General features: G+C 54.7%; 12 protein-coding genes. 4 read left to right on the plus strand and 8 right to left on the minus strand.

Going from position 1 to position 11,745, the window contains the following annotated elements; translation table 11 throughout:
• Window positions 1-87 precede the first annotated feature (87 nt).
• From E6C51_RS17245 to E6C51_RS17280, 8 genes are all read right to left on the minus strand, one after another.
• Entirely contained in the window at window positions 88-792 is a 705-nt protein-coding gene (locus tag E6C51_RS17245; protein ID WP_146937560.1) for a GntR family transcriptional regulator, read from the minus strand.
• A gap of 142 nt (window positions 793-934) precedes the next feature.
• Window positions 935-1,699, minus strand: coding sequence for a 2-oxo-tetronate isomerase (otnI, locus tag E6C51_RS17250; protein WP_190236897.1), 765 nt, complete (start codon window positions 1,697-1,699; stop codon window positions 935-937).
• A 68-nt stretch (window positions 1,700-1,767) separates the two neighbouring features.
• Complete coding sequence (locus E6C51_RS17255) at window positions 1,768-2,097, minus strand: L-rhamnose mutarotase (RefSeq protein ID WP_190236898.1); 330 nt, start codon at window positions 2,095-2,097, stop codon at window positions 1,768-1,770.
• A 2-nt stretch (window positions 2,098-2,099) separates the two neighbouring features.
• Window positions 2,100-2,912, minus strand: coding sequence for an amidohydrolase family protein (locus E6C51_RS17260; RefSeq protein WP_190236899.1), 813 nt, complete (start codon window positions 2,910-2,912; stop codon window positions 2,100-2,102).
• 6 nt (window positions 2,913-2,918) lie between these two features.
• Window positions 2,919-3,929 carry an aldo/keto reductase gene (locus E6C51_RS17265; protein ID WP_190236900.1) on the minus strand — a complete coding sequence of 337 codons (1,011 nt, stop codon included), beginning with the start codon at window positions 3,927-3,929 and terminating at the stop codon, window positions 2,919-2,921.
• Between the two features lie 60 nt (window positions 3,930-3,989).
• On the minus strand, window positions 3,990-4,931 hold the full coding sequence (locus E6C51_RS17270; RefSeq protein ID WP_190236901.1) for an ABC transporter substrate-binding protein: 942 nt from the start codon (window positions 4,929-4,931) through the stop codon (window positions 3,990-3,992).
• A gap of 79 nt (window positions 4,932-5,010) precedes the next feature.
• Entirely contained in the window at window positions 5,011-6,030 is a 1,020-nt protein-coding gene (locus E6C51_RS17275) for an ABC transporter permease (protein WP_146937642.1), read from the minus strand.
• Between the two features lie 23 nt (window positions 6,031-6,053).
• Window positions 6,054-7,577, minus strand: a complete 1,524-nt coding sequence (locus tag E6C51_RS17280) for a sugar ABC transporter ATP-binding protein (protein ID WP_230987403.1) — start codon at window positions 7,575-7,577, stop codon at window positions 6,054-6,056.
• Window positions 7,578-7,855: 278 nt separating this feature from the next.
• On the opposite strand from E6C51_RS17280, the gene E6C51_RS17285 reads away from it, so the two are divergent.
• From E6C51_RS17285 to E6C51_RS17300, 4 genes are all read left to right on the plus strand, one after another.
• Window positions 7,856-8,539 (plus strand): FadR/GntR family transcriptional regulator, encoded by a 684-nt coding sequence (locus tag E6C51_RS17285; protein ID WP_190236903.1) that lies wholly within the window; start codon window positions 7,856-7,858, stop codon window positions 8,537-8,539.
• Between the two features lie 76 nt (window positions 8,540-8,615).
• Entirely contained in the window at window positions 8,616-9,350 is a 735-nt protein-coding gene (locus E6C51_RS17290; RefSeq protein ID WP_190236904.1) for an SDR family oxidoreductase, read from the plus strand.
• Between the two features lie 18 nt (window positions 9,351-9,368).
• On the plus strand, window positions 9,369-10,214 hold the full coding sequence (locus tag E6C51_RS17295) for a fumarylacetoacetate hydrolase family protein (RefSeq protein ID WP_190236905.1): 846 nt from the start codon (window positions 9,369-9,371) through the stop codon (window positions 10,212-10,214).
• 26 nt (window positions 10,215-10,240) lie between these two features.
• On the plus strand, window positions 10,241-11,536 hold the full coding sequence (locus tag E6C51_RS17300; protein ID WP_190236906.1) for an L-fuconate dehydratase: 1,296 nt from the start codon (window positions 10,241-10,243) through the stop codon (window positions 11,534-11,536).
• The last annotated feature ends 209 nt before the right edge of the window (window positions 11,537-11,745 follow it).

Below are 11,745 nucleotides of genomic sequence, written 5' to 3' on the forward strand. Positions count from 1 at the left end.
GGAGAGCGCGGTTTTTCGGTTCCGATCCCTTCTGTACGACAGCATTACTCTTTTGTATTTTATTTGTCGACAAGAAATCTTGTGCGCTCAAAGAGCAATGTCGAGCCTTTCATCACGAACCAGCATTTTCTTTACCTGCTCAACAATTTGTTCGGCGTGTTCGCGGGCCAGCCGCTCGGAGAGATCCAGATTGCGATCAGCAATGGCGGCAATCATCTCATCATGTTCAACCACGAAACGCTGGGGCAGGCGGTCATCATAGGACTGGTAATACAGCCGCAAAATACGCCGCCCCTCATCAAGCAGCCGTTTGAACAGGGCGGTAAAATAGGGATTGCGACCCGCTTCTGCGATGGAGAGATGAAAGGCGGCGTTGGTGGCAATCATCGACAGCGCATTTTGCGCGTTCACCGCAGCCGTAAAGGCGGCCTGATCGTTGCGAATGCGCACCAGATCATCTGCATTGTGATATTGCGCGGCAAGCTTGGTGGTGACCCGATACATCAATGTGAGCGCATCGAAATAGGTGTGCATGTTGAGAAAATCGATGTTCGACACCATGGTCGAGCGGTTTGGCAATGTCTCAATCAACCCTTCGCCTGCCAATCGCACCAGCGCCTCGCGGATCGGCGTTCGCGACATTTTGAAACGGTCGGCAAGCTGCACTTCATCGACAAAACTGCCGGGTGACAGGACCAGATCCAGAATCTCATCGCGCAAAATGTCATAGACCATTTTCACGCCTGAGCCGCGTTTGCGCTCACTCTGAGGCATTGTGTCCAAATCTGTCATGATCATCATCTCTCTTGCCATGCGCTGCGGTCGTCATTTTGCCCACAATTGTCTACACGCTTTTTCGCCGCGCCACCGTCTAAAATGTGACGTGTTCTCTCTCTCTTCTTGCTGATCGAAAGAACAGGATCTCCTCACCGTATCAAGATCTGAACCAGCCCAGACCATCCAGCGTATGGCCGCGCGGGATATACTCGCAACCGACAAAACCCTGATAATCGAGCTCATCCAGCAGGGTGAACAGATAGGGATAGTTCAGCTCTTCATCATCTGGTTCATGGCGCGAGGGAACACTGGCAATCTGCACATGGCCGGTCATGGGGATAAATTTGCGCAACCGTGAGGACACATCGCCGTGGATGATCTGGCAGTGGTAGATGTCAAATTGCAGTTTCACATTGCTCAAGCCGAGGTTTGCAATAAATTCTGCCGCCCCATCGACATTGTTGAGGAAATAGCCCGGCATGTTGCGCGGGTTAATCGGCTCCAGCAAAAGCGAAATCCCCCGCTCGGAAAGTTTTTCCGCGGCATAAACCACCGAGCGGTGATAGGCCTCTTTTGCTGCGGGGTCGCGAGGGTCTGCCAGACCGGCCATCAAATGCAAGCGCTTGGCACCCACCGCCTCCGCATAGTCCAGCCCTTTGGCAATCGAGGCTGTCAGATCATCGAAACGTGAGCCAAGGGCGGCCAGGCCGCGCTCGCCAGCCTGCCAATCGCCGGGCGGCAGATTGAACATCGCTTGGGTCAAGCCGTTGCGCGTCAGGCGATCGGCAACGGCTTCCGGCTTTTCGTCATAGGGAAATAAATATTCAACGGCGGAAAAGCCCGCGTCTGCCGCCGCATCAAACCGATCCAGAAACGACCATTCATTGAACATCATCGTCAGATTGGCAGCAAAGACCGGCATAGCGTCTTCTTTCATTACAAAGGACAAGTTTCTCCACGTAACGAACAGATATAATCAGCAACAGCACCTCAATCCATATGGAAAACCGGCTCCATCATCGCCCACCATTCGCCGTCTTTTCGCGTTGCAAGCGGGGCCTGGCAGGGAATGCAAAAAGACCACCATTCCTGATTTTTAGGGTTGGCAGCCATTTTGGCCATGTCGGCTTCATAATCAGTGCCGTGGTATTCATAATAACCAAACAGCAGATTTTCCGGCTCACGCAGAAAAATCGTATAATTGGCAATATTGCAGTCGGCGAGCAGCGCCAGAATTTCCGGCCACACAGCAGCATGCAGCCGCTTGTAGGTGTCCAACATATCCGGCTTGACGCCAATAACCATGCCCATGCGTTGCATCATCATATCCTGTAAAATCGAGCTGCGTTGCCACCAAACACCTTGGCATGGTGTTCTCTCAAAACAATGTCTTCACACTGGGAAAGCCAGTTTTTGTAATCGCCAGCCAGGCGCAAAACCGGCCAGTCGCTGCCCCACAACACCCGGTCGGGGCCAAAAAGATCGAGAATTGTCTCAATATAGGGGCGTAAGCTTTCCAGCTTTTGGCTGCCAGCTTCGGTCAAAAGGCCAGATAGCTTGCAATGCACCGTTGGGCAGGCGGCAAGCCGTGCCATATCCTTTTGCCAGTCAATGAACCGCCCGTGCGCGATTTCGGGCTTCGCCCCGTGATCAATCACCACCCGGAGATCGGGTGTACGCTCAACCCGTTGCAATAACCCCTTCAACTGCCTTGGCAGAACCAGCGCGTCAAAGGCCAGATCAAGGGCAACAATGGTGGCGATGGCGGAATCAAGATCGTGCCGGGCAATCCAGTCATCGTCAGGCAGGCTCTGGAGCATAGGCCGAAGGCCCTTGAGCCTTGGATTGGCTGAGAGCCGGGCGATCTGCTCACTGGCGTCGGCGGCGCTGAGATCAACCCAGCCGATGACACCTTTGATAAAGGGGTTTTCCGCCGCCAAAGCCAGCATAAATGCGGTGTCTTCTGCCCTCTCCATGGTTTGCACCAAAATGGTGCCATCCATATTGGCATCCTTTAACAGCGGCAGCAGATCATCGGGCGTAAAATCACGATAGATTGCTGCAAGCTCGGCAGGCGGCCACTCACCCTGACGATCTTTCAAAAACCAAAAATGCTGATGCGCGTCTATTCGCATGGTTTATCATCCAGCCGATGGCAAAGGTGCGTCTGGATCAATCAGCGCCTGCGCCTTAAGCGCATGCCAAAATTCGTCCGCAATGCTCTCCTCCAGCCAATCGACATTGCTTGAAATCTGCCCGCCATTGCGCGCACCTGAGACCACGGAGACGGTTGCCGGATGGGCGAGTGGAAATTGCAAGGCGGCAGCTTGCAGGCTCACGCCCATGTCATCGCAGAGCTTTTGCAGCGCCTCGACCCGCTTCAGCAAATCTGCCGGCGCATCCTCATAATTAAACTTTCGATTGCCCGCCAGAATGCCAGAGTTAAAGGCTCCCGCAATGACAATGGCCGTGCCTGCCTTTACACAATCATTCATAAAACCGAGGCTGTGTTGCTCGAGCAGCGTATAGCGCCCCGCCAGCATGGCGACATCGATGTGGGTTTCCGCCATTGCATCGCGCACCACTTCCCACTCATTCACACCAAGGCCGATGGCTTTGACCGCCCCTTGCTCTTTCAGAGTATTCAAGGCCTTGAAACCACCGCCTTTGGTCAGCTGCGCCCAATAATGCGCATTTTGATCGCCATGGGTGACGGTGCCGATGTCATGAATGTAGAGAATATCGGGATCAATCACCCCCAGCCGCTTCTGGCTATCCTCAAACGAGCGTAAAATGCCGTCATGGCTGTAATCATAGACGCCTTGAAAGGGTAGGGGATTGATAAAGCCGTTTGCTTCATCACCCATGTTTGCATCCGGCTGCATCAGCCGTCCCACCTTGGTGCTGACCACATAATCCTTGCGTGGTTTATCTGTCAGCATGGTGCCCAGGCGTAATTCCGAGCGGCTATGGCCATAATGGGGAGCCGTGTCAAAATAGCGAATACCGCGCTCCCACGCCGCATCAAAAGCGGTTTTGCACTCTTCATAGCTGGTCAGGCGATAAAGATTGCCCATCTGGGCGCAGCCAAGGCCCATGGTGGTGACTGTGAGATCAATGTTCGGCAGGCGGCGCGCATCAGACGGTTTCATAAGATCATGGTCCTTAACGAAAAGAGCCGCAGGCGTGCGGGCCTGCGGCTGGATGAGAGATCAATAGAGGACGTTTTTGGCTTCCGGCTTGTCGATATTGTCCTTGGTCACCAGCACAACGCCGGTGTCGACAAATTTCTCGACCTTTTCTTTCTTCAGCACTTTCATCAGGGTCTCAATGCCCTTCTCACCCATCTGGTAGGAACCCTGCACCGCGATGGCTGCGAGCGTTCCGTCTTTGACAAAGTTTTGCAGATCGGTGTTGCCGTCAAAGCCGATGGCCACAACCTTGCCAGCGCGGCCCGATTGCACAAGGGCGCGGCCCATGCCGATGGCTGTTGGCTCGTTGGCACCAAAAACGCCCTTCAGATCGGGATTGGCGGCCAGCATATCCGTGGTCTGGTTCAAAGCCGTTGCCATCTGTGACTGGGAATAGAAAGGTCCAACAATCTGAAGCTTGGAATGGGCCTTGATGTAATCGGTAAAGCCACCGACGCGACCGATTTCCGAGCCAGCGCCTGCCACATAGGACATGATGGCGATTTTGCCGGTGGTGCCCACCTTTTCAATCATTTCCTTGGCGCAAAGCTCGCCCGCTTTCTTGTTGTCGGTCGACAGGAAGGACTGGTAATATTTATCGGCACCCTTGGCCAATTGGCTGTCAATGACGATCACCGGGATATGGGCTTCCCAGGCTTTCTTCACCGCAGGCACCAAAGCATCCGGGTCAGATGGGGCCAGCACAATGCCCGCCACTTTGCGGTTCACGGCATTTTCGACCATGTTGACTTCATCGGCAATGGCCGATTCCGAGGCCGGACCCTGGAAGGTCATGGTGTAATCACCACCGGCCTTTTTAATGGCGGCATCAGCGCCCTTTTGCACATTCTGCCAATAGGTCGAGTTGACGGTTTTCACAATCACCGCAATTTCGGCGGCGCTGGCAGGCACACTCGCCAGGCTGGCAACAGATGCCAAAGCTGCAATCAAAAACGTCTTCATAAGGTTCTCCTCCGGTTATCTGGCTCAAAAGCCGTTGTGTGAAAGAACACTCCTCTGTTCCTTCTTATCTCTGGGCATATCAGCGGCGGTTGCGGAGCTGGTCGATCCATACCGTGCCAAGAATGACAAGGCCGATGATGATTTGCTGGGTGAAGGCCGAAACGCCGTTCATATTCAAACCATTGCGCAAGATGCCAATCACAAAGGCACCAATGGCGGTGCCGGAAATGGTGCCCACACCACCAATCAAAGAGGTGCCACCAATCACGGCGCTGGCAATGGCATCCAACTCATACATCACGCCTTCATTCGGCTGGCCAGTAACGAGGCGCGACATCAGCACGCAGCCGGTCAGGCCTGCCAGCGTGCCAGACAGCACATAGGTGAAGACGGTGATGCGGGCGACATTGACGCCGGACAGACGTGCTGCATCCGAATTGGAACCAACCGCATAAATATGGCGTCCCAAGACCGAGCGGTTCAGCATGAAGGCCACCGCCAAGGCAATCACCACCATCAGAATGACGGGATAGGGAATGCCCGGAAAGGTCACGTTGGGAAAACCATCATCGCCAATCGTCACCATGCGCATGAAAGCGCCATTGCCCAGCTCGCCAAAGGCTTCGCCAAGACCTGAAACAGCACGCGCATCGGTAATTTGAAGCGCCACACCACGGGCAATCAACATCATGCCAAGGGTGGCAATAAACGGCGGGAGCCGCAGCCGGGTGACAACAAAACCGTTGATGGCACCGCAAACCGTGCCGGTGAAAATGCCCAGACACATCGCCAATGCCACCGGCCACTGCCAATCACGCACCGCAATGGCGGCAACCACGCCCGACAAGGCCAGCACCGAGCCAACAGAAAGGTCAATACCGCCAGTGATGATAACGCAAGTGGCCCCAATGCCCAAAAAGGCGATGGAGGTGACCTGAAGCGCCACCGTCATGCCGTTATCAATGCTGAAAAAGGCGGGGCTGGTGGCTGCGAAAATCGCAATCAGCACAATGAGGCTGCCGAGGGCTGCGAACTTCTGGATCAAATCTTTCTGGCGATCGCTAAACCGTGCCTGCTTCTGCTCGGATGCGGGCGGCATGCCATTTTCTTTTACGGCATTGGTCATGGCCTGCTCCCCTGATAGCCCGATGCAAAACGCATAATCTCCTCCTGATTGGTCTTGCGTGTTTCCAGAATGGCCATGATCCGGCCCTGATGAAACACCGCGACACGATCTGTCATGCCGAGAATTTCCGGCAGTTCCGAACTGATCAGCACCACGCCAATGCCATCGGCTGCCAACTCATCCATAATTTTGTAAATGGCGAACTTGGCCCCCACATCGATGCCGCGCGTCGGCTCATCAAAAAACAGCACTTTGGATTGACGAAACAGCCATTTGCCAATGATGATCTTTTGCTGATTACCACCTGACAGCAGCCGAACCGGCTGCTGAATAGACGGCGTGCGCACATTCAGCTTATCAACATAGTGACGGGCAACGGCATCATGACGCTTGTTATCAACCAAGCCATAGCGATTGGACACCGCTTCCATGTTGGCAAGTGTCATATTGGCGGCAACCGGCATTTTCAGCGCCAGCCCCTGGCTTTTGCGATCTTCAGACAGATAGGCAATGCCCTCCGCAATCGCATCACGCGGATTTTTAATGGAGAGTGGGCGGCCTTGATAGGCGATTTCACCAGAATCCAGCGGGTCAGCTCCAAAAATGGCACGGGCGACCTCGGTTCTGCCAGCCCCCATCAGGCCAGCAAAACCGAGGATTTCCCCGCGCCGTAAACTGAAATGAATATCGGAAAACACACCGGCACGGTTAAGCCCTTTGGCTTCCAGCAGGACATCTTCTGTTGGGGTCGAGATCCGCTCTGGAAATTTCTCTTCCAAGGCGCGCCCCACCATGCGCGAGACAATCTCATCGACGGTGGTAGCCGCAAAATCACTGGTGCCGACATATTTTCCGTCGCGCAACACAGTCACACGGTCAACAATTTCCGCCATTTCATCAAGACGATGGGAGATATAGACGATGCCAACGCCAGAGGCTTTCAATTCGTGGATCACCTTGAATAGCAGCCGCGTTTCCTGCTCGGTCAGCGATGAGGTCGGCTCGTCCATAATCAGCACTTCGGCTTTGAGCGACAGCGCCTTGGCAATTTCCACCATCTGGCATTGGGCAACCGAGAGATTGCGCACTATTGCATCCGGGCTGATATCCACACCCAGGCGATCCAGATGTATTTTTGCGTCCATCCGCAAGCGCTTACGATCCACCAATATGCGCGCGCCCAGCGTGTTCAGACGCGGCTCACGGGCCAGAAAGATGTTTTCGGCCACGGTGAGATGGGGCACCAGATTGAGTTCCTGGTGAATGATGGCAATGCCCGCCTGTTCGGCTTGCAGCGGCGATGAGAAATGAACTGATTGGCCTTTATAGACAATTTCACCAGCGCTTGGCTGATAGACACCGCTGATCACCTTCATCAAGGTCGATTTTCCAGCGCCATTCTCGCCACAGACGGCATGAACCTCGCCGGGCAACAAATCAAATTGAACGCCCGACAGCGCAAGAACACCCGGAAATTGCTTGGTAATGCTATTGAGAACAAGGATCGGCTGAGCATCCATTGACGCCTGAGACCGACGGTTCTCCACCTGCTTCGATGACGCGCTCATAGCCTCTCCTCCTCATCAGCCACGGCAGCCCCTCCACAAGGCCGATCTGACTGATGATCAGCATTAGCCACCAACATTAAATTGGTCAAGCCAGTTTTATCAGCTCGATAAATTTTCCCGTAAAAATGACTGGAAATGAAATTTATTGCCAGACGCTTCGAGTTTTGGTAAGGCCAATTAAAGCGACAATCAACAGCGTCACTTACGGTGAATCACCAACACGGATCGTCATGGAGCAAAAATTCGAAACACGCAGGCTCTATCAGCAGGTGGCCGACCAGATCCGTCAGTTCATTGCGGGCAGTGGCTTTGGTCCCGGCACGCGCCTGCCCAGCGAGCGTGATCTTGCCCAACAGCTTGGCGTCTCAAGACCCTCGTTGCGCGAAGCGTTGATTGCGCTGGAAATCGACGGCACGGTCGAAATCCGCATGGGATCCGGCGTCTACGTCGCGTTAGAGCGCGAAAATCCCATCGTGGTCACGGAATCCTTTGGCGAAAGCCCCTCGGAATTGATGCAGGCTCGCATTGTAATTGAAGGCTCAACCACCTTGCTGGCCGCAAGCCGCATGGAGGCTGCAACTCTCGCCACATTGCGCGGCATTATCGAAGGCATGCGCAATGAAATCGCGCAGGGACGCCACCCCTTGGAGCTGGACCGACAGTTTCATCTGACAATCGTTGCGCAATCGGGCAATTCCGTTCTTGAGCGTATCGTCGGCTCCTTGTTTGATGAACGCTACAGCCCTTTGGCTGAGCGGTTGCAGGATCGCACCGAAAGTCTGCAATCCTGGCAAGAGGCGCTGGATGAGCATGAGGCCATTTTAAACGCGCTTGAAGCGCGAGAGCCATTGCTGGCGCAAGCTGCAATGCAAACACATCTCGGCGCATCCAGACGCCGTTGGACAGAGGGCTGAAATCCGCAAAATAGGCTTTCCAATTGCCATAATGTCATGCTGCATTGCGGCCGTATTGATCTGAGGAGGAAATTCAGTGTCCATATCATTAGAAAACAAGCGCGTGCTTGTCACAGCCGCAGCGCAAGGCATAGGCCGGGCTAGTGCTTTGGCGTTTGCGCGAGCGGGTGCTCATGTTGTTGCCACCGATATCAATGAAGCGGGCCTTGCTGATTTATCAGCGGATGGCAAGATCACCACGCGCCGCCTCAATGTGTTGAGCGATGACGAGGTCAAGGCGGTGGTGTCGGAAAGCGGCCCCTTTGACATTCTGTTCAATTGTGCAGGCTTTGTGCATTCCGGCTCGGTGCTGGACATGAAGGACAGCGACCTTGCCTTTGCGTTTGATCTGAACGTTCATGCCATGGTGCGCACCATACGTGCCGTGTTGCCGGGCATGATCGAGCGCGGCGATGGCGCGATCATCAACATGTCATCGGTGGCATCCAGCCTCAAAGGCGTGCCCAACCGCTGCGCCTATTCCATCACCAAAGCAGCCGTCATTGGCCTCACCAAATCGGTTGCTGCCGAATATGTATCGCAGGGCATTCGCTGCAACGCCATTTGCCCCGGCACGGTCGAAAGCCCGTCGCTGCAAGACCGACTGAAATCGCAAGGCGATTATGAAGCGGCGCGGGCCGCCTTCATTGCCCGCCAACCCATTGGCCGTCTCGGTACGCCCGACGAAATCGCCGACCTTGCGGTCTATCTGGCGGGTGCTACCTATACCACGGGCCAGGCTTACGCCATTGATGGCGGCTGGACGATTTAAACAGGGAAGGATTATTTTATGAAACTGATGCGCGTCGGGCCGATTGGCCATGAAACCCCGGCTCTCCTCGACAAGGATGGCAAGATCCGTGATTTGTCAGGCCATGTTGCCGACATTGGCGGGGTGGCGATTTCGCCGGAGTGCCTCGGAAAACTCGCAGCCCTTGATCATTCCAGCCTGCCGGAAATCTCTGCCGATAGCCGCATTGGCGCTTGCGTGGCAGGCACCGGAAAATTCATCTGCATCGGCCTGAATTTTTCCGACCATGCGGCCGAAACAGGTGCCACCGTGCCGCCGGAGCCGGTGATTTTCATGAAGGCAACCTCGGCCATTTGCGGCCCCAATGATGATGTGCTGATCCCGCGCGGATCGGAAAAGACCGACTGGGAAGTCGAGCTTGGCGTGGTGATTGGCAAGACCGCAAAATATGTGTCCGAGGCTGATGCCATGGACTATGTGGCGGGTTATTGCGTCTCGCATGATGTGTCTGAACGTGCGTTCCAGACCGAGCGGGCCGGGCAATGGACCAAGGGCAAATCTTGCGACACTTTTGGCCCGATTGGTCCATGGTTGGTGACGAAAGACGAAATCGCTGACCCGCAAAACCTGAAAATGTGGCTGACGGTCAACGGTGAAACCATGCAGAACGGCTCTTCCACCACCATGGTGTATGGTGTTGCCCATGTTGTGTCGTACCTCAGCCAGTTCATGAGCCTGCATCCCGGCGACGTGATTTCCACCGGCACACCGCCGGGCGTTGGCCTTGGCATGAAGCCACCCCGTTTCCTCAAAGCCGGTGACGTTGTGGAACTGGGCATTGAAGGTCTCGGCACGCAAAAACAGACCTTTATCGCAGACGTCTGATTACCTCTCCAACCAAGGCCATTCCCATGACCAAAATTACCAGCTTGCGTTCGATTGATCTGCGCTTTCCCACATCTTTAAGCCTCGATGGCTCGGACGCCATGAATCCGGATCCGGATTACTCGGCAGCCTATGTTATTTTGGGCACGGAAAGCGAAGGGCTGGCCGGAAATGAACTGGAAGGGCATGGGCTGACCTTTACCATTGGTCGCGGCAATGAAATTTGCTGTGCCGCGATCAACGCACTCACCCACCTTGTTGTCGGCCTTGATCTGGACTGGATCGCAGAAAACCCAGGCCGCTTCTGGCGACACATCACCTCCGATAGTCAATTGCGCTGGATCGGGCCCGATAAGGGGGCCATGCATCTGGCAACGGGTGCCGTTGTCAATGCGGTGTGGGATCTGCTGGCCAAGAAAGCTGGAAAGCCGGTTTGGCGGCTGGTGGCCGAAATGAGCCCGGAAGAGATCGTCTCGATTGTCGATTTCCGCTATCTGACCGATGCTTTGACACCCGAAGAAGCACTCGCCATTTTGAAAAAGGCTGACGTCGGCAAGCAGGATCGTATCGCAACGCTGGAGCGCGAAGGCTATCCTTGCTACACCACATCGGCTGGCTGGCTGGGCTATGATGATGAGAAATTGCGCCGTCTATGCCATGAAGCTATTGACCAAGGCTTTACCCATATCAAGATGAAGGTCGGTCGCGATCTGGAAGACGACAAGCGCCGTTTGCGCATTGTGCGCGAAGTGATTGGCGATGAGCGCTTCATGATGATTGATGCCAATCAGGTCTGGGAGGTCAATCAGGCCATCGATTGGGTCAAGGAATTGCAGCCCTACAAGCCGTTTTTCATTGAAGAACCCACCAGCCCCGACGATGTTTTTGGCCACAAGAAAATCCGCGAAGCAATAGCGCCCGTGAAAGTGGCAACCGGCGAAATGTGCCAAAACCGCATTGTTTTCAAGCAGATGATTGCTGGCGGTGCCATCGATATTGTCCAGATCGACAGTTGCCGCATGGGCGGATTGAATGAGGTTCTGGCGGTTCTGCTCATGGCAGCAAAATACAATCTGCCTGTTTGGCCCCACGCTGGCGGCGTCGGCCTGTGCGAATACGTCCAGCATCTTTCAATGATTGATTATGTCGCGGTGTCTGGCACCAAACAGGGCAGGGTGATTGAATATGTTGATCACCTGCACGAGCACTTCATTGATCCATGCGTTATCAAGGACGCTGCCTATATGCCACCAACCCGGCCCGGTTTCTCGATTGAGATGAAACCGCAATCCATCAAGGATTATACTTTCACGGGCGCATAAGGCACAGCGTGGATTGATCGGTGCCTAGCGATCATCAACTCTACCCTCTCGTGTTTTCTCCTGAAAGCGCCAGCGTTCAGGAGAGGCCCCTAATGCGCGAGGTGTGCGCGTGTTAGGTTTAGGGCACCGAGGGTTATAGCCCAGATGGCGGTGCTTGCGAGGATTGTCAGGACGATCCAGAGGGGGCGTTTTGGGTATTGGGCTTCGTC

Origin of the sequence: Gillisella terrae, from assembly GCF_004801395.1 — a bacterium.
Classification (GTDB): domain Bacteria; phylum Pseudomonadota; class Alphaproteobacteria; order Rhizobiales; family Rhizobiaceae; genus Allorhizobium; species Allorhizobium terrae.

Bases quoted from the DNA above. Each gene is read 5' to 3' on its own strand.
- E6C51_RS17285 (WP_190236903.1), top strand. From the start codon at position 7,856: ATGGAGCAAAAATTCGAAACACGCAGGCTCTATCAGCAGGTGGCCGAC.
- E6C51_RS17300 (WP_190236906.1), top strand. From the start codon at position 10,241: ATGACCAAAATTACCAGCTTGCGTTCGATTGATCTGCGCTTTCCCACA.
- otnI (WP_190236897.1), bottom strand. From the start codon at position 1,699: ATGCCGGTCTTTGCTGCCAATCTGACGATGATGTTCAATGAATGGTCG.
- E6C51_RS17260 (WP_190236899.1), bottom strand. From the start codon at position 2,912: ATGCGAATAGACGCGCATCAGCATTTTTGGTTTTTGAAAGATCGTCAG.
- E6C51_RS17295 (WP_190236905.1), top strand. From the start codon at position 9,369: ATGAAACTGATGCGCGTCGGGCCGATTGGCCATGAAACCCCGGCTCTC.
- E6C51_RS17255 (WP_190236898.1), bottom strand. From the start codon at position 2,097: ATGCAACGCATGGGCATGGTTATTGGCGTCAAGCCGGATATGTTGGAC.
- E6C51_RS17280 (WP_230987403.1), bottom strand. From the start codon at position 7,577: ATGGATGCTCAGCCGATCCTTGTTCTCAATAGCATTACCAAGCAATTT.
- E6C51_RS17270 (WP_190236901.1), bottom strand. From the start codon at position 4,931: ATGAAGACGTTTTTGATTGCAGCTTTGGCATCTGTTGCCAGCCTGGCG.
- E6C51_RS17265 (WP_190236900.1), bottom strand. From the start codon at position 3,929: ATGAAACCGTCTGATGCGCGCCGCCTGCCGAACATTGATCTCACAGTC.
- E6C51_RS17245 (WP_146937560.1), bottom strand. From the start codon at position 792: ATGACAGATTTGGACACAATGCCTCAGAGTGAGCGCAAACGCGGCTCA.
- E6C51_RS17275 (WP_146937642.1), bottom strand. From the start codon at position 6,030: ATGCCGCCCGCATCCGAGCAGAAGCAGGCACGGTTTAGCGATCGCCAG.